Origin of the sequence: Pseudomonas entomophila (genome assembly GCF_013523125.1) — a bacterium.
GTDB lineage: Bacteria > Pseudomonadota > Gammaproteobacteria > Pseudomonadales > Pseudomonadaceae > Aquipseudomonas > Aquipseudomonas entomophila_B.
In genome coordinates, this window is sequence record NZ_JAAMQJ010000014.1 from 61,335 (window position 1) to 79,187 (window position 17,853).

The 17,853-nt window shown below is 66.3% G+C and carries 12 protein-coding genes; 5 read left to right on the forward strand and 7 right to left on the reverse strand.

Annotated features, from left to right (window positions below):
• Nucleotides 1–63: 63 nt before the first annotated feature.
• Nucleotides 64–4,917, reverse strand: coding sequence for an NAD-glutamate dehydrogenase (locus G7007_RS09925; protein ID WP_181101315.1), 4,854 nt, complete (start codon nt 4,915–4,917; stop codon nt 64–66).
• Between the two features lie 329 nt (nt 4,918–5,246).
• Between G7007_RS09925 and G7007_RS09930 the strand changes: the two genes are divergently transcribed.
• Entirely contained in the window at nt 5,247–5,600 is a 354-nt protein-coding gene (locus tag G7007_RS09930) for a hypothetical protein (protein WP_181101317.1), read from the forward strand.
• 254 nt (nt 5,601–5,854) lie between these two features.
• On the opposite strand, the gene G7007_RS09935 is transcribed toward G7007_RS09930, so the two are convergent.
• The 3 genes from G7007_RS09935 to G7007_RS09945 form a co-directional block, all read right to left on the reverse strand.
• Nucleotides 5,855–6,481 carry a LysE family translocator gene (locus tag G7007_RS09935; protein WP_181101319.1) on the reverse strand — a complete coding sequence of 209 codons (627 nt, stop codon included), beginning with the start codon at nt 6,479–6,481 and terminating at the stop codon, nt 5,855–5,857.
• 166 nt (nt 6,482–6,647) lie between these two features.
• The gene (locus G7007_RS09940; RefSeq protein ID WP_181101321.1) at nt 6,648–7,352 is read right to left on the reverse strand and encodes an SDR family oxidoreductase; all 705 of its coding nucleotides are present in this window, start codon (nt 7,350–7,352) and stop codon (nt 6,648–6,650) included.
• Between the two features lie 93 nt (nt 7,353–7,445).
• Nucleotides 7,446–8,336 carry a LysR substrate-binding domain-containing protein gene (locus G7007_RS09945; protein ID WP_181101370.1) on the reverse strand — a complete coding sequence of 297 codons (891 nt, stop codon included), beginning with the start codon at nt 8,334–8,336 and terminating at the stop codon, nt 7,446–7,448.
• A gap of 160 nt (nt 8,337–8,496) precedes the next feature.
• Here G7007_RS09945 and G7007_RS09950 point away from each other — a divergent pair, with 160 nt between their 5' ends.
• The 3 genes from G7007_RS09950 (at nt 8,497) to G7007_RS09960 (ending at nt 10,417) form a co-directional block, all read left to right on the forward strand.
• Nucleotides 8,497–9,267: an SDR family NAD(P)-dependent oxidoreductase gene (locus G7007_RS09950; RefSeq protein WP_181101323.1), complete on the forward strand. Its 771-nt coding sequence runs from the start codon at nt 8,497–8,499 to the stop codon at nt 9,265–9,267.
• Nucleotides 9,268–9,362: 95 nt separating this feature from the next.
• Nucleotides 9,363–9,689 (forward strand): hypothetical protein, encoded by a 327-nt coding sequence (locus G7007_RS09955; RefSeq protein ID WP_181101324.1) that lies wholly within the window; start codon nt 9,363–9,365, stop codon nt 9,687–9,689.
• A 197-nt stretch (nt 9,690–9,886) separates the two neighbouring features.
• Entirely contained in the window at nt 9,887–10,417 is a 531-nt protein-coding gene (locus tag G7007_RS09960; RefSeq protein ID WP_181101326.1) for a glyoxalase superfamily protein, read from the forward strand.
• 250 nt (nt 10,418–10,667) lie between these two features.
• On the opposite strand, the gene G7007_RS09965 is transcribed toward G7007_RS09960, so the two are convergent.
• A complete protein-coding gene (locus tag G7007_RS09965; RefSeq protein WP_181101328.1) occupies nt 10,668–12,737 on the reverse strand; it encodes a hybrid sensor histidine kinase/response regulator in 2,070 nt (689 codons plus the stop codon).
• Between the two features lie 294 nt (nt 12,738–13,031).
• On the opposite strand from G7007_RS09965, the gene G7007_RS09970 reads away from it, so the two are divergent.
• Nucleotides 13,032–14,225 (forward strand): MFS transporter, encoded by a 1,194-nt coding sequence (locus G7007_RS09970; protein ID WP_181101330.1) that lies wholly within the window; start codon nt 13,032–13,034, stop codon nt 14,223–14,225.
• A 3-nt stretch (nt 14,226–14,228) separates the two neighbouring features.
• On the opposite strand, the gene G7007_RS09975 is transcribed toward G7007_RS09970, so the two are convergent.
• Complete coding sequence (locus G7007_RS09975; RefSeq protein ID WP_181101332.1) at nt 14,229–14,411, reverse strand: hypothetical protein; 183 nt, start codon at nt 14,409–14,411, stop codon at nt 14,229–14,231.
• 685 nt (nt 14,412–15,096) lie between these two features.
• Nucleotides 15,097–17,766, reverse strand: coding sequence for a pyruvate dehydrogenase (acetyl-transferring), homodimeric type (gene aceE, locus G7007_RS09980; protein WP_181101334.1), 2,670 nt, complete (start codon nt 17,764–17,766; stop codon nt 15,097–15,099).
• Nucleotides 17,767–17,853 lie beyond the last annotated feature (87 nt).

Below are 17,853 nucleotides of genomic sequence, written 5' to 3' on the forward strand. Positions count from 1 at the left end.
CTTCAGAGTGAAAGAAGACCCGCACACACCCGCGCAGGCCTCTTCCCTTCATTGGCCTCCTGCTTACTGCCCCTGCCCGCTCAACGCCAGATCCACCAGCTCACGGTTGGCCACCGCGTACATGGCGTAATCGTTGCCGCTGGCATTGCGCAGGTCCTCGAGCATGGCCTTCCAGCGTTCGACCATCGGCCGATGCTGCTCACACCAGAGCGCCACACGCTCGTCCATGTCCTGCGGGGCATCGGCCATTTTCAGCACCGAGATGGTGATCGCGCGCTGCTGCAGGTCGATATCGTCGCGGAACGCTTCGCGGGCCAGGGCCTGCCAGTTGTTCTCCACCGGCAGGTTGCCGATCTCCTGCAGGTACCAGGTCAGGTCCAGCGAGCTGGCCACGGCGAAGAACGCCTGGGCCACCTGCGCCGGGTCGTGCCCGGTGACGTCGGAGGCTTCGATGATCGGCAGCAGCGCGTACAGGTGCGTGGTACCGGCCACCATGCGCGCCAGCAGCTCCGGCACGCCGGCCTTGACGAAGCTCTGGTAGCGCACCTGCCAGCGTTCGCGGGTCGGCCCTTCGAGCAGTTCGTCGAGCTTCAGGCCCAGGCGCGCGATGATCGGCCCGAAGTGCGCCACGTCACGGCCGGCATCCTGCTCGCCGCGACGGTTGCGCAGGAACCAGCGCGTGGCCCGACGGCCCAGGCGCATCAGCTCGTCCATCAGGGTCAGCTGGATCTCGGCCGGCACCTGATAGTCCAACGCTTCGATCTGGCGGAACCAGTGCGGCAGGTGGAACACGTCACGCACCGTCACGTAGGCGCCGGCAACGTTGGCCGGGCTGGCGCCGGTGGACTCCTTCAACCGCTGGACGAAGGTGATGCCCATGTTGTTGACCAGGTCGTTGGCGATCTGGGTGCTGACGATCTCGCGCTTGAGACGGTGACGACGCATCGCCGCGGCGTACGTGTGCACCAGCGACGGTGGGAATGCGGTCTCCATGTCGCGGGTCAGGTAGTCGTCGTCCGGAACCTGGGACTTGAGCAGCTGCTCCTTGAGGTCGATCTTGCTGTACGAGATCAGCACCGACAGCTCGGCACGGGTCAACCCTTGACCGGCGGCCAGGCGCTCGGCCAACTGCTCTTCGGTGGGCAGGAACTCGATGGCGCGGTCGAGCTTGCCACGCGCCTCCAGGTCGGCCATCAGGCGCTTGTACTCGGCGATGCGCTCACGAGCCCGGCGCGCGGCGAGCGACAGCGCCTGGGTCTGTTTGTAGTTGTTGCCCAGCACCAGCGTGCCGACTTCCTCGGTCATGCTGCCCAGCAGCTGGTTGCGCTGCTTCTCGGTCATGTCACCAGCCTGCAGCACTTCGTTGAGCAGGATCTTGATGTTGACTTCGTGGTCGGAACAGTCCACGCCACCGGCGTTGTCGATGAAGTCGGTATTGGTGGCACCGCCGTGCAGGCCGAACTCGACCCGGCCGAGCTGGGTCATGCCCAGGTTGCCGCCCTCGCCCACCACCTTGCAGCGCAGTTCGCTGCCGTCCACGCGCAGTGCGTCGTTGGCCTTGTCGCCGACATCGGCATGGCTTTCGCGGCTGGACTTGACGTAGGTGCCGATACCGCCGTTCCAGAGCAGGTCCACCGGGGCCTTGAGCAAGGCATGCAGCAGCTCGGTCGGGGTCAGTCGGTCGGCGTCGATGGCGAAGCGCTCTTTCATCTGCGCGGTGATGCCGATGCTCTTGGCGCTGCGCGGGAAGATCCCGCCGCCTTCGGAGATCAGGCTGCTGTCGTAGTCGGTCCAAGCCGAACGCGGCAGGTCGAACAGGCGCTGACGCTCGGCGAAGCTGCGCGCCGGGTCCGGGTTCGGGTCGATGAAGATGTGCAGGTGGTTGAAGGCCGCCACCAGCTTGAGCTTGTCGGACATCAGCAGGCCGTTGCCGAACACGTCGCCGGCCATGTCGCCGATGCCGATCACGGTGACCGGGTCTTCCTGGACGTTGATGCCGCGCTCGCGGAAGTGCCGCTGCACGCCGACCCAGGCGCCACGGGCGGTGATGCCCATCTTCTTGTGGTCGTAGCCCGCCGAGCCGCCGGAGGCGAAGGCATCGCCCAGCCAGAAGCCGTAGTCGATGGCGATGCCGTTGGCGATGTCGGAGAAGGTCGCGGTGCCCTTGTCCGCCGCCACCACCAGGTAGGGGTCGTCATCGTCGTGGCGCACCACGTTGGCCGGTGGCACCACCTCGCCTTCGCGCAGGTTGTCGGTGATGTCCAGCAAGCCCGAGATGAAGATCCGGTAGCAGGCGATGCCTTCGGCCTGGATGTCGTCGCGGCTGCCACCCAGAGGTAGGCGCCGCGGCAGGAAGCCGCCCTTGGCGCCCACCGGCACGATGACCGAGTTCTTCACCTGCTGGGCCTTGACCAGGCCGAGCACTTCGGTACGGAAGTCTTCTTCGCGATCGGACCAGCGCAGGCCGCCTCGGGCCACGTTGCCGAAGCGCAGGTGCACGCCCTCGACCCGTGGCGAGTAGACGAAGATCTCGAACTTCGGCACCGGCTTGGGCAGCTCGGGAATGGCGCGCGGGTTGAACTTGAAGCTGAAGTAGCCCTTGGGCTGGCCATTGGCGTCGGGTTGGTAGAAGTTGGTGCGCAGCGTGGCCTTGATCAGGTCCAGGTAGCGACGCAGGATGCGGTCTTCGTTGAGCACCTGGACGTCGTCCAGGGCGGTGACGATGGCCTGCTCCAGGCGCTGCTGCTTGTCCTCGAGGTCGTCCTGGGTCAGCTTGCGCGCCAGGTAGAAGCGGGTCTTGAACAACCGGGTCAGCTCGCGGGCGATGTCGGTGTGGTTGTTCAGGGTGCTGGCGATGTACCCCAGGTCGAAGCCCAGACGGATCTGCTTGAGGTAGCGCGCGTAGGCACGCAGCAGCGCCACGTCGCGCCACGGCAGCCCGGCGGTCAGCACCAGACGGTTGAAGGCATCGTTCTCGGCGTCGCCGTTGACGATGTGGATGAACGCATCCTGCAGCGTGTCGTTGAGCTGCTGGATGTCCAGGTTAAGGCCTTCGCTGTAGGTGAAGGCGAAGTCGTGGATCCAGTACTCACGGCCATTGGCATGGCGCAGGCGGTACGGGAACTCGCCGAGCACGCGCAGGCCAAGGTTCTCGAGGATCGGCAACACGTCCGACAGCGCCAGGGGCGTGTCGGCGTGATACAGCTTGCAGTGCAGCTGGCGTTCGCCGGCCTGGGTCAGCGGTTGGTAGAAGCTCATGGCCAGCGGCTTGTCGTCGGACAACGCCACCACGTGCTGCAGGTCGACCACCGCCGAGTGCGGCGCGAAGCGCTCGCGGTATCCGGCCGGGAAACCTTTCGGGAAGCTGGCCAGCACGTTGGTGCCCTTGCCTTCGCCGAAGCTCTCGACCACCAGCGCCGCGTAGTCGTCGTTCCACGACCGGCAGGCCTGGACCACTTCATGCTCCAGTTGCTGCGGGTCGATCTCGATGCGGTTCTTCGGGTCAACGCGCAGGATCAGCTGCACGCGCGCCAGGACCGACTCGGAGAAGAAGGTCCAGAATTCGCAGTCGGTGGCCTGCAACCGGTCCATCAGGACCTGCTGGATCTTCTGGCGCACTTCGGTGGAGTAGATCTCGCGTGGCACGTAGGCCAGGCAGTAGCAGAAGCGCCCGTACGGGTCCTTGCGCAGGAATACGCGGATCTTGTTGCGTTCCTGGATCTGCACGATCGACATGACGGTGCTGAACAGCTCGTCGGTCGGGGTCTGGAACAGGTCATCGCGCGGCAGCACCTCGAGGACCTGGGTCAATTCCTTGCCCAGGTGCGCCTTGGGGTCGAACTGCGAGCGGCGCTCGACTTCGGCGACCTTGCTGCGGATGTACGGGATGGTGTGCACGCTCTCGGCATACACCGACGAGGTGTACAGGCCCATGAAGCGGCATTCCTTGACGACCTTGCCGTCGGCGTCGATCTGGCGGATCGACACGTAGTCCGGGTAGCCCGGACGGTGCACGCGGCTGGGCTGCGAGGCCTTGGCGAAGGACAGCAGGCGCGGTTCGCGCAGGTAGTTGACGGCGTAGTCCTCGATGCGCAGGTCGTCGGCGCTCAGGCCGGTGCGCAGCAGGCGGGTCAGGCCCAGGAACGAGTCCGGGTCGTAGGCCAGGTGGCCGCCGGCGGCATCGCTCTCGACCACGAACTCTTCGTAGCCGAGGAAAGTGAAGTGGTTGTCCAGCAGCCAGGACAGGAAGCCCTGCACGTCGGTCTTCTCGGCTTCGGCAGGCGCGAAGGCGCTCTGCTCGACCAGGGCCTGCAGGTCGCGGACCTTGCCCTTCATCGGCTCGAAGTCTTCGACCACGATGCGCACTTCGGCCAGGACCTTCTCGATCTCACGGGCCAGTACGCTGAGGTCAGCAGTGTTGGCGCAACGGTCGATCTCCAGGTACATCAGCGATTCGTGGGTCACGCCCTCGCCCTGGCTGGCCTTGGGCAGCAGCTCGAGCAGCTCGCCCGACGCGCCGCGGCGTACGCTCAAGACAGTGGTCTGCAAGGTATGGATGCTGTAGCCGCGACGGTTCAGCTCGGTCCGCACGGAGTCGACGAGAAACGGCAGGTCGTCATGCAGCACTTCGACCACGGTGTGGGTCGACTGCCAGCCATGGCGCTCGTAATCGGGGTTGTAGACGCGTACTTGAGGCTGCCGGGGGTCGAATCGCTCGATGATTCGCCAGGCCGACAAGGTCGAGCCGATCAGGTCGGACAGCCTGCGCTGGGTCAGCTCTTCGAGGGGGATGATGCCGAAGAACTGCTCGGCGAACAGGGTCACTTGAGGCAGGGCCTGTTCGCTGATGTGCTGCGCCAGGGCCGCTTGCAGTTGTCGCTGGAAGTCGGCCTTGCTGGCTGCGGTGAAGAACGCCATCTGTTTACTCCGCTTGTGCTTTTTGGTGTAGGAAGCATCGCGCTGCCCGCCTGGTCCAGCCCGACCGAAGTCTGGAACCGGTACGTTGGCGGTGGAACAAGGCGTGAGACGGTGCTCGGCGCCCATCCGTTCCCGAGGATGGCCATCTGTAAAAGCGACTGCCCAGGGCTGTGCCTTTACGGGTGACCATCGACCATGCAGCTTAACGACTGACCGGTCACTGCGGCTTGCAGGGCTGCGACATATTCGGTCATCGCTCGGCAGGCGCAGGTGCAGGCCGGGACAAAAGGCTGGCAGAATCACGCTTCGACTCAATGGAAGCTGACTGCATGCAACTCAACGCCGCCCTGCTGATCGCCACCCCGTGCGATGAAGAAGAAGAGAACATGGCCACCCTGTGCTGCTCGTGCACCGGTGGGCAGCTGTTCCTGATGACGCGTTACCCGGACGAAGACACGCTCGACCTGACCTTGGGCGAGGATTTCTCCACCCTCGACGCGTTGACGGTGACGCTGGGGCGTGAGCGGCTGCTGATCGAGGTGGCCGAGGGTGACCGCGATGCGCTCAACGGGCAGACCACGCTGGAGATCCTGCACAGCACGCAGGGCGAGGACTGGCAGGAGGTGGCGCTGACGTTGCGCACGATCCTGGACGGCATCGGAACGTTGGTGGTGGAGGACTGAAGGCGCAGCGCTGGATTGAAAGGCGGTAGGGTGCGGGGCTGACGTCGTTCGGCGCTGGCGGCCAGTGGGCTGCTTTTACGGGCCCGTTGGGCCCGATCGCGGCACAGGGGCCGCTCAGATGGACCGCGCCCTACTTCCAGCTCAGCACTACGGCCCCATGTGAGCGGCCCCAGTGCCGCGATCGGGCCTGCAAGGCCCGTAGCATCAGCGCCGCCAGCCGTCATCCGTTGGCCCGAGAAGCTCAGCCCACCACTTCACCGCCCGAGCATGATCTTCACGCCCAACCCGACGAACACCGTCCCTGCCACCCGGTCGAGCACCTTGCCCGCCCCTGGCCGGCGTCGCAGCCATTGCCCGATGGCGCCGGAAAAATACCCCAGCACCCCGAACAGCACTGCCGCCTGCAGCGTGAAGATCAGCCCCAGCGCGCCCAGCTGCCACGCCACCTGACCCTGCTCGGCGACCACGAACTGCGGCAGGAACGACAGGAAGAACAGCACCACCTTCGGGTTGATCGCATTGGCCAGGCAGCCCTTGAGGAACAACCGCCCCAGCGAGACCTCCTCGTCCTGCACCGTGGCCACCTGCACCGCCCCGGCACTGCGCCAGGCGTTGTAGCCCAGCCAGACCAGGTACAACCCGCCGACGATCTTGAGCACGGTGAACGCTGTAGGTGATGCGGCGATCAGCGCGCTGACACCGATCACGGCCAGCAGGGTATGGCTCAGGCAGCCGAAGGCGCAGCCCAGGCCGAAGGCGATGCCCTGCCGGCGCCCTTTCGACACGCCCATGCCCAGGACCATCAGGTTGTCCGGCCCGGGAGTGGCGGTGATCAGGAGGGCGGCGAGGAGAAAACCGAGGCATTGGTGCAGGGTCAGCATGGGGATGTCCGTTCCAGGCAAGTGGCAAGTGGCAAGTGGCAAGTGGCAAGTGGCAAGTGGCAAGTGGCAAGTGGCAAGTGGCAAGTGGCAAGTGGCAAGGGTCGCTGGCGGCCGACGGCCTGTCAATCGATCCTGGCGCTTCCATCACCCGCGCAGGTCATGCCGCTCACACGCTCCGAGTCACTCCTCCGTCGACCCTGAGGTTCTGCCCCGTGATGTACGCCGCGCCGTCACTGGCCAGGAAGGCGATGGTCGCGGCCACCTCCTCACTGCGCCCGTAGCGCTGCAGCGGCACGCTAGCCCGGCGTTCCTCGGTGGCGGGCAGGCTGTCGATCCAGCCAGGCAGCACGTTGTTGATGCGCACGTTGTCGGCGGCGTAGGTGTCGGCGAACAGCTTGGTGAAGGCCGCCAGCCCGGCGCGGAAGACGCCTGAGGTAGGAAACAGCGCATTGGGCTCGAAGGTCCAGGCGCTGGAAATGTTGATGATCGCCCCGCCGCCTTGCGCCTGCATGAACGGCGCCACCAGACGGGTCGGACGCACGACGTTGAGCAGGTAGGTGTCCAGACCGGCGTGCCAGTCGGCATCGCTGAGCTCGAGGATCGGGGCCCGCGGCCCGTGACCGGCGCTGTTGACCAGCACATCCACCCGTCCCCAGCGGGCCATGACCGCGTCCACCAGACGCTGGAGGTCTTCGACGGACTGGTTGCTGCCGGTGACGCCAACGCCGCCCAAGGCCTTGGCCAGGGCCTCGCCCTTGCCCGAGGACGACAGAATGCCGACCTTGAAACCGTCGGCGGCCAGCCGTTGCGCCGCTGCTGCACCCATGCCGCTGCCGCCGGCGGTGATGATCGCTACCTTTTCGCCTGTCATGTTGCCTCCGATCGCGTGAGAAGTGCGTGAGCGACCACTCTAGCGAGCAGCCCGCCTGCGAGGCAGACAGCACTCGGCCGTCGAGCCAGTAGCTCAGCTATCGGCTGCCTGCTGCCTCAACCAGTCGATGACGGCCGGCAAGACGCTCGACTGGCCGGCCTTGCGTGGCCACACGGCATAGAACGCGGCGTCAGGACGCACGACGTGATCGAGCACCTGGACCAGCCGACCATTGGCCAGGTCACGGACGATGAAAGCGCGGTCGACCAGCGCGATGCCCTGCCCGTCGAGGGCAGCCTCGATCGCCAGGGACGTCTGATTGAAGCGCACATGACGCGCGGTGGGCCGGACGATCCCCGGGCCGACGGCGGCGAGCAGCGTTGGCCACAGGTCGTGGGCATCGTGCAGGATCGCCACCTCACCTGCCCACGGTGCCGTCAATACGCCGTGCTCGTTCAGCAGCCGAGGGCTGGCCACGGCGATGACGCGTGGCTCGAACAGCAATTGGGCATTGAGTCCGGCACCGAACGGAGGTCGTCCATGGCGCACGGCCAGGTCCACCCGGTCGGCCTGGAACTGCGCCAGCCGGTCGCTGGCCAGCACGTTCAGGTCGATGCGCGGATGCCGTTCGGCGAACAGGCCGAGCCGGGGAATCAGCCAGCGCGAAGCGAAGCTGGGGGTGACGCTGACGGTGATGCGCCCGGCATCCGGGTAGAGCCGCTGGGTTGCTGCCTCGATCAGGCTCAGCGCTTCGCGCACGCTGGTGCTGTAACCGTGCCCGGCGGTCGTGAGCGCTACGCCACGCGCCAGACGATCGAACAGACGAATGCCCAGGTGCGCTTCGAGCCCACGAACCTGCTGGGCGACCGCCGCCTGGGTCACGCCCAGCGCCTCGGCGGCCAGCCGAAAATTGCCGTGTTGTGCCACGGCGTCGAAGACCCGCAGCGTGTTGAGCGAGGGCAAGGCAGGCAAGGGGGTGGGCATGCGGGTCACGACCGGGCACGGGGTGGGAGACGTGGGCATGAGGCTACCGCCATTGTCAGGCAAAAGAAATGCGCAGGGCCCGGCGCTGGCGTCTCTTCTCCGGCTGAACATTCCCCTGGCACGGCCAGTCACACGCACAGCGACCGAACGAGGTGACCCCATGAGCCTGATACCCGAGCTGTCCACCCCCGCCCACGCACTGATCTGCGGGGCGAGCCAGGGCATCGGGCTGGCGCTGTGCGACGCCTTGCTGGCCCGCGACGATGTGGCCTGCGTGTGGGCCGTGGCGCGCACCGCCACGCAAAGTCCAGGGCTGGCGGCGCTGAGCGAACGTCACGGCCAGCGCCTCGATCGGCTGGACTGCGATGCACGTCAGGAATCGTCGCTCGCCGAACTGGCTGCACATGTGGGGAGCCAGGGCACACCCTTGAACCTGGTGATCAGTACCTTGGGCATCCTGCACCAGGACGGCGCACGGGCCGAAAAGAGTCTGGCGCATGTGGACCTGGCCAGCCTCCAGGCGAGTTTCGCGACCAACACCTTCGCGCCGGTGCTGCTGCTCAAACACCTGCTGCCCCTGCTGCGCAAGCAGCCGGCGACTTTCGTCGCCCTGTCGGCCCGGGTCGGCTCCATCTCCGACAACCGCCTGGGCGGGTGGTACAGCTACCGCGCCAGCAAGGCCGCGCTCAACCAGTTGCTGCGCACCGCCAGCATCGAGCTGCGCCGCCTCAACCCGGCCTCGACGGTGCTGGCGCTGCACCCCGGGACGACCGATACACAGCTTTCCGAACCGTTCCAGAAGAACGTGCCGACCGAGCGGCTGTTCGACCCGGCGTTCGCCGCGCGTTGCCTGCTCGAACAGGTGGCATGCCATGGGGCCGCCGACAGTGGCAGTTTCTGGGCCTGGGACGGTCAGCCGATCGAATGGTGAAGCGGCATCCGCCCGTGGGTTGAACACCTGGTCGTCGATTTGTAAGCTGCCGGACCCGTCGCACCGGCGATGGACCTGACAAGGACGACACAGGCATGTGGCAACAGATCGTGAATTTTACCCTCGTCATTGTGGTATTCCTGGGGCTGTTGAAGCTCATTTCGTATCAGCGTGCGCGCTCGCGTCGTCAGCTGGACGATGAATTCGCGGCAGCGCTGAGCGCGCAGGGCGTCCAGCACTGGGCGCTGCTGGTGGACAAGGTCACCCTGCCCAGTACCGACCAGACGGCGGAGGTCTACCGGATCGTGCGCGCCGACACGGACCGCCATTTTCTCTACACCAAGATCGGCCGAGCGGCCGGCGTGCTCGTGCCGCTGTCCCGCGAGCGGGCCTTGCAGGCCGTGCGCGTGGTCGGTCAGTAGAGCCGATACGCGCCAGATGCGGCTTGCCCGATAGGCCAGCCGCCTGAAAACGGGTACCCTGTCGCCGGCCCGATGCTGCCCGCCGCTCGCCCCTCGCTGGAAGGTGAAAGCATCGTCCCCCCTGCCCTTTGCACGTCTTTTTGACAGTCGAGCCCCGGCAACGCGAGCACCTGACGCTTCACTGTTCAGGAGGCACCATGATCACCGCCACACGCGCCAAACAGATGGCCAAGTCCCTGCGCACCTCGCTCGCGACGCGTGAGCACGCGCTGTCGCACTCCACCGCCCTGGAGCTGGTCGCCCGGCAACTGGGCTACAAGGACTGGAACACGGCCGCCGCCGTACTGCCTGCCGAGCCTGATCCCACCTCGATTCGCTTCGAACGCCCGATACCGATTCTGCGCATGTTCGACGAGGCCAAGGCGCGGGAATTCTACTTAGGGTTCCTGGGGTTCAGCGTCGACTTCGAGCACCGTTTCGAACCGGGTCTGCCCTTGTACCTGGGGCTGGTACGCGCCGGGTTGCACCTGCACCTGTCCGAACACCATGGCGATGCCAGCCCAGGTTCGACGGTATTCGTGTGGATGCATCAGGTCGAGCGCCTGCGCGACGAGCTGCAGGCCAAGGGGTATGGCTACGGACGGCCCGAGATCGTCGAGCAGCCGTGGGGCAGGCTGCTGGAAGTGCATGACCCGTTCGGCAACCGGATCCGGTTTTGTGAAGCCTGAGTGACCGCAGCGGTACAAGCGATCACGGACCTGTGGGAGCGGGCTTGCCCGCGATAGCGTCCGCTCCATCACCGCCTGAATCGCGGGCAAGCCCGCTCCCACACCGGGGGTGAACCGCTCTGTCAGGTCAGCAATGGGGGCCACAGCGTGTTAGGTAAAGACGTTGAAAGGCCCACAGATCCCTCCCGCCATGAGGGCATGGAGGACTACTCACCGCATGAGGCCGCCCCCCTCCCCGGCCCCGCACCACCTAGCCACCGCTGCCACGCAGCAACGCATTGACGTTCGCCCCCAGCGTGTCCAGCCCGAACGGCTTGGTCAGTACCGCCGTGGCGACCTCGTCCGCACACGGGTCGAGCACGTGGGGGTGGGCGTAACCGGTCATGAACAGCACCGGCAGACCGGGCCGTAGCTCACGGCCGACCTGCGCCAGGCGGCGGCCGTTCATCCCGCCCGGCAGGCCGATGTCGGTGACCAGCAGGTCGATGCGCTGCACCGAACGCAGCCACTCCAGCCCAGCGACGCTGTCCGCCGCCTCGATCACCCGGTACCCCAGGCCACCCAACACCTCACTGACGAACATGCGTACCGACGTCTCGTCATCCACCACCAGCACCACCTCGCCCGAGGCAACCGGCGTGCTGCCCGCGCCTTCAGGCACCGGTTCAGGCACCTTGGGCTGCAGCGCATGCACGGGCAACTGCAACGACACCTGGGTGCCCTCGCCTTCCTGCGAGCAGATCCGTACCTGCCCGCCGGACTGTTTGGCGAACCCATAGATCATCGACAACCCAAGCCCGGTGCCGGCGCCCACCGGCTTGGTGGTGAAGAAGGGCTCGCACGCCCGGGCCAGCGTCTGCGGACTCATGCCTGCGCCATTGTCGACGACGCGAATGGTCAGGAAGCGCCCGGGACTCAGCTCGGTATCCAGGTCAGGGCCCGCAGCCAATTCGCTGTCGAAGGTCTCGATGAGGATGTCACCGCCTTCGCCCAGGGCATCGCGGGAGTTGATGCACAGGTTGAGCAGGGCATTTTCCACTTGCGCCGGGTCGACCAGGCAGATGTTGGCCTCGGCCCGTGCCTGGACCGTCAGGGTGATGCCGGGCCCGACCGAACGACGGATCAGCTCTTCGATGCCGACCACCAGGGCGTTGACATCGGTGGGCACCGGCAGCAGCGTCTGGCGCCTGGAAAACGCCAGCAGCCGGTGGGTCAGCGCCGCTGCACGCTGGGCTGCGCCCCGGGCCACGGACAGGTAGCGTTCGAGATCGGCGGTGCTGCCCTGGGCGAAGCGCAGGCCGATCAGGTCGAGGCTGCCGGTGATGCCGGCCAGCAGGTTGTTGAAGTCGTGCGCGATGCCGCCGGTCAACTGCCCGACGGCTTCCATCTTCTGCGACTGACGCAGGGCAGCCTCGACCGCTTCGCGCTCGGCGATGGCCTCGGCGATGCGTGCCTCGAGGGTCCGGTTGAGGTCGAGCAAGGCGGTTTCGGCATTCTTCTTGGCGGTCACGTCGATGGACGAGCCGATCAGCCCGACCACCTCGCCCTCGTCATCGACCAGCGGAGCCTTGACCGAGAGCCAGACGGCCGCCGACCCATCGGGCATGTCGACCTGCTCCTCGACCTGCTCGGCCTTGCCGGCCTGCATGATGCGCTGGTCGGTCTCCATGATGCGCAGGGCCTGCGCCTTGTCCTCGAGAAACTCCAGGTCGGTCTTGCCCAGGTAGAACTCCGGCGGCTTGCCGATCAGGCGCGTGGTGCCGTGGTTGGCCACCAGCATGCGCCCCTCGCGGTCCTTGGCATAGACCACACCGGGCACGGCCGCCGCGAAGGTGCGCAGCAGCGTGGACATGCGGTCACGCTCGGCCTCGGCGGCGCGGCGCGATTCGATGTCCATGAGAATGCCGGGGAAGCGTATCGCCACCCCGTCGGCATCGAGCTCCACCCGGCCATTGGCCTCCACCCAGCGGAACGAGCCATCGGCATGCCGTACCCGGTACTCGCAGCGGTAGGCACCGCCGCGCTGCATGGTCTGGTGGATGCTGTCGGAGACCCGCTCGCGGTCATCGGGGTGTATGGAGACGAAGGCATGTTCGATCGGCATGCCGCTCAGGCATTGGCGCACCGGCAGGCCGAAGGTGCGCGAGAAGCGTTCGTCGGCCTTGACGCAGTTGTCCGGGATGTCCCACACCCAGGTGCCGATGATCGCACCGGCGTCCAGCGCCAGTTGCAGCCGTTCCACCGCATCGTGGGGGAATCCCGGCGCCTGCGCCGCTACCGCGTCGGCTGTAGGAAGGGCCTGAGCAATGTCTCGGTCCATGAAAGGTCTCGATAGTCGTTGCGCGAAAGGACGTCAGGGAATTGCGCCCTTCCCGTCGATTGCCTGATCGTGCCGGTCTGGGGTATCGACCGCCGTGTAAGTGTAGGAAAGCTCTGACACCTTGGGCAGCGTGATGACTCGGGGCACATCATAAACAGATCGTGTGAGTGTGCCGAGTGCCGGCATCGTCGTCCTCTCACCCGACGTCGGCGCGAGGCGGCCAGAGGTCGCACGGATTTGACCACGCGATCAACTCTGCTTAGGGTGAGCGGCCTTTTCGCAGTCGAGCGTCTCATGTCTGTCCGCAAGCCCATTCCCTACACGGTCTACCTGCTGGGGTTGACCATCTTCTCGCTGGTGACCGCTGAATTCATGGTCGCCGGCATGATGCCCGCCCTGGCCCAGGCGTTCTCCGTCAGCCTGGCGCAGATCGGCAACCTGATCGCCTACTACGCGGTCGGCATGGCGCTGGGCGGGCCGCCGGTCACGGTGCTGCTGTTGGCCAAGGGCGTCAGCAACAAGCGGGCGCTGGTGGGGCTGCTGGGCGTGTACGTGGCCGCGGGCGCCCTGGCTGCAGCCGCGTCATCCTATGAAGTGCTGGCGCTGGCGCGGATCGTCATGGGCGTGTCGAGCGCCGCCTGCATCGGCTTGTGCATGACGCTGTGCGCGGGCCTGGTCACCCCTGCATACCGGGGTCGAGCGGTAGCCATCGTCCTGGCAGGGCTGATGCTGTCACCGGTGATCGGCGTGCCGCTGACCGCCTGGGTCTCCCAGCATGCCGGCTGGCGTGCCAGCTCCTGGCTGGTGGTCGGCCTGGCCCTGGCCTGCACGCTGCTCGCCGCCACCCGCCTGCCGCACGAGGATGCCCACGGCGATGCGGGGCTGCGCCGCCAGTTGTCGACCGTGCGCAACCGCGGATTGTGGGCGGCCTACCTGACCAGCGGCCTGATCATCGGCGCGACCTTCGCCGCCTTCAGCTACTGCACGCCGATCTTCATCGAGGAGGTCGGCATCGCACCCGAACACATCGCGCCACTGCTGGCGCTGTACGGCGTGGCCAACGTCATCGGCAATGCCGTGGTGGGGCGTCACGCCGACCGCCACCTGCGTGCGCTGTTGACCGGCGGGTTGATGCTGATGGTACTGGCGCTGGCGGGTTTCGCCTTGGCCGAGGGCCATGTGTGGTTGAACGTCGGCTGCTTCCTGGCCCTGGGGTTGACCGGGGTGGCATTGAACCCGGCAATGGTGGCCCGGGTGATGACCGCAGCCGAACCGGTGGCGCTGGTCAATACCTTGCACACCTCGGTGATCACGGCCGGGCTGGCCTTCGGCAGCTGGGCGGGCGGTGCGGCGATCAGCGCCGGGTTCGGCCTGCGCGCACCGCTGTGGGTAGGCGTCGGAATGGCGGCGCTGGGCCTGCTGAGCATGGGGTTCGCCTACGCAGGGCGCTCGGCACCGCGCGAACTGGCGTGTGGGGTTGCCCCCTAGGCCTCAGCGGGCACGCCGCCACGCACGCCACCCGCAGACCAGCAGCACGGCGCCGGGGACCAGCAGACCGCAGGCGGTGTACAGGAACGCCGGTTGACCAGCGGCGCCGATGGCCGCAAAGGTCATGCCCAGAATGGTCAGCGGCAGACCGGCGAACAGGTACGGCGTGCGGGGGGTGTGATTCATGTCGAGCATCCTTTCGATCGGGTGGGCGGGTCGCGCTGGGGACAGCATAAAGCAGGGCCGGCCTGGATGCATGCGACAAAGGTTGGTCGCGAGGGTGTAAAGGGGGACCGGGCGGTTTGGCTGCAGGTTTCCCCTGACCTGCCGGAGTGGCTGGTTTTATGGGCCCTTCGGTCCAGGCCTTTCAACGTCTTTACCTAACACGATGTGAACCGCATTGCTGATCTGGCAGAGCGGTTCACCCTCTGTGTGGGAGCGGGCTTGCCCGCGATGCAGGCGGTGATAGACCGGACGCTATCGCGGGCAAGCCCGCTCCCACAGGAGGGCTGCGCGTGCCTGTCTCATGCTGGTAAATCTAGGAGCGCAATAAATGAGCCTATCCTGAGGCTCTTTCCAAAGACGTTGAAAGGCCTGACCCTTCGGTCCCAATCGCGGCACAGGGCCGCTACAGGGGGACCCCATCGAGCTGACAGATCGGCGATGCGACCCAAACTGAGCGGCCCCAGTGCCGCGATTGGGCCCGCGGGGCCCATCAATCCGTCAACACGCTAAAGCCTGGATCAGCACAGAAGACGACAGTGAATCACCCACGCTGGGCGTGCGTCCTCTCCTGCCGGACCGACCGTACGTGGGTTTGCACGTCAGCTGACACGACCAAACGGCCTGCCGTCCGGCCATGCCCGTGCGCTCAGACCGTGATCGGGTCGACCTTGTCCACGTCGATCTGCAGGTCGGCCAGTGCCTTGGCCACGACCTCGCGGCCAATGGCACCGTCGTCGGCCAGGGCCTTCAAGGCCGCCAGCACCACGAACTGCCGATCCACTTCGAAGTGCCGCCGAAGCGCCTCGCGGGTGTCCGACTGCCCGAAGCCGTCGGTCCCCAGCGCCACGAACCGGTGGTTGCCCACCCACGGCCGGATCTGGTCGGCGTGGATCTTCATGTAGTCGGTCGCCACGATCACCGGCCCTGGGTGCCCGTCGAGCAGTTGGGTCAGGTACGGTACCTTCGGCTCGTCCAGCGGGTGCAGCAGGTTCCAGCGCTCGACCTGCTGCGCCTCGCGACGTACCTCGGTGAGGCTGGTCGCGCTCCACAGCTCGCTGCTGACCCCGTACTCGCGCTCGAGGATCTCGGCCGCGGCGATCACCTCCGGCAGGATCGAACCGCTGCCCATCAGTTGCACGTGCAGCGCACCCTTCGCTTCGCGCTCGATGGGCAGTCGGTACAGCCCTTTGAGAATGCCCTGCTCGCTGCCTTCGGGCATTGCCGGGTGGACGTAGTTCTCGTTGAGCACGGTGATGTAGTAGTAGATGTCTTCCTGCTCGACGTACATGCGGCGCATGCCGTCCTGCACGATCACCGCCAGCTCGTAGGCGTAGGTCGGGTCGTAGGACACGCAGCACGGCACGGTCGCCGACATCACGTGGCTGTGGCCATCGTCATGCTGCAGGCCTTCGCCCATCAGCGTGGTACGGCCCGAGGTGGCACCCAGCAGGAAGCCGCGGGCCCGGGCATCGCCGGCCGCCCAGAGCAGGTCGCCCACGCGCTGGAAGCCGAACATCGAATAGAAGATGTAGAACGGCAGGGTCATCACGCCGTGGTTGACGTACGACGTGCTCGCAGCGATCCACGACGAGGTGGCGCCGGATTCGTTGAGGCCTTCCTGCATGATCTGGCCGTCCACGCTTTCCTTGTAGTAGGACAGGGTGCCAGCGTCCTGGGGCGTGTACAGCTGCCCGACGTGGGAGTGGATGCCGATCTGGCGGAACAGGCCTTCCATGCCGAAAGTCCGTGATTCGTCCGGGACGATGGGCACCACCCGCTTGCCGATGTTCGGGTCCTTGAGCAGGGTGCCAAGGATACGCACGAAGGCCATGGTGGTGGAGATCTCGCGCTCCCCGGTGCCTTTGAGCTGCGCGTCGAGGATCGACAGCGGCGGGATCTGCAGCGGCTCGACCTTGGCCTGGCGCGCGGGCACGTGCCCACCCAGGGCGTCACGGCGGCTGCGCAGGTAGCGGGCCTCGGCGCTGTCGTCCTTGGGCCGCAGGTAGGGCATGTCGCCCAGTTGGTCGTCGGTCAGCTCCAGGCCGAAACGGTCGCGGAACGCCTTGACCGCGTCGGCGCCCATCTTCTTGAGCTGATGGTTGATGTTCTGCCCTTCGCCCGCCTCGCCCATGCCGAAGCCCTTGACGGTCTTGGCCAGGATCACCGTAGGGCGGCCCGTGTGACGGACGGCGGCGGCGTAGGCGTTGTACACCTTGACCGGGTCGTGACCGCCACGGGCGAGCTTCCAGATCTGTTCGTCGCTGAGGTCGCTGACCAGCTCCAGCAGCTCAGGGTACTTACCGAAGAACTGCTCGCGGACGTAAGCACCGTTCTGCGACTTGTAGGTCTGGTACTCGCCGTCGACGCACTCCATCATGCGCTGGCGCAGCAGTCCGGTCTTGTCCTTGGCCAGCAGTGCATCCCAGCCACTGCCCCAGATCACCTTGATCACGTTCCAGCCGGCGGCCCGGTACAGGCTTTCGAACTCCTGAATGACCTTGCCGTTGCCACGCACCGGACCGTCCAGGCGCTGCAGGTTGCAGTTGACCACGAAGATCAGGTTGTCGAGCTTCTCGCGCCCGGCCAGGGAGATTGCCGCCAGCGACTCGGGCTGGTCCATCTCGCCATCGCCGAGGAAGGCCCAGACCTTGCGGCCCTGGTGCTCCTTGAGGCCGCGGTTTTCCAGGTAGCGCATGAAGCGCGCCTGGTAGGCGGCGGTGATCGGCCCCAGGCCCATGGAAACGGTAGGGAACTGCCAGAAGTCCGGCATCAGGCGCGGATGCGGGTAGGACGAGATGCCGTCGCGGTCCGTCTCGCGGCGGAAGTTGTCCAGTTGCTCCTCGCTCAAGCGGCCTTCGGTGTAGGCGCGCCCGTAGATGCCTGGGGCGGAGTGGCCCTGGATGTACACCATGTCGCCCGCGAACTGCTCGGTGCGTCCACGGAAGAAGTGATCGAAACCGACGTCGTAAAGCACGGCGGCCGAGGCATAGGTGGCGATGTGGCCGCCGACGCCCGAGTGCTTGCCGGCGCGCAACACCATGGTCAGGGCGTTCCAGCGGATGTAGGCGTTCAGACGGGTTTCCACGCCCAGGTCGCCGGGGTACGGCAGCTCACGCTCGGGCGCGATGCTGTTGATGTAGGGGGTGGTGACCCGCCCGTGGAAATCGCCGTGCAGGGAGACGTCGAAATCGAGCAGCTGGTCGATGAGGAAGTGGGCCCTTGGCCGTCCCTCGACTTCCACCACCGATGCGATCGAGTCGATCCATTCGCGGGTTTCCTGGGGGTCTTCATCGCGAAGCGGGTAGCTCTGCGCCATCGGTCACTCTCCTTGTCTGGCAGCGGCGAATCGTTGTGCGGCTCGCCCTTAGTTGCACTTGCAATTGAATCTATCCTTATCTGCGTT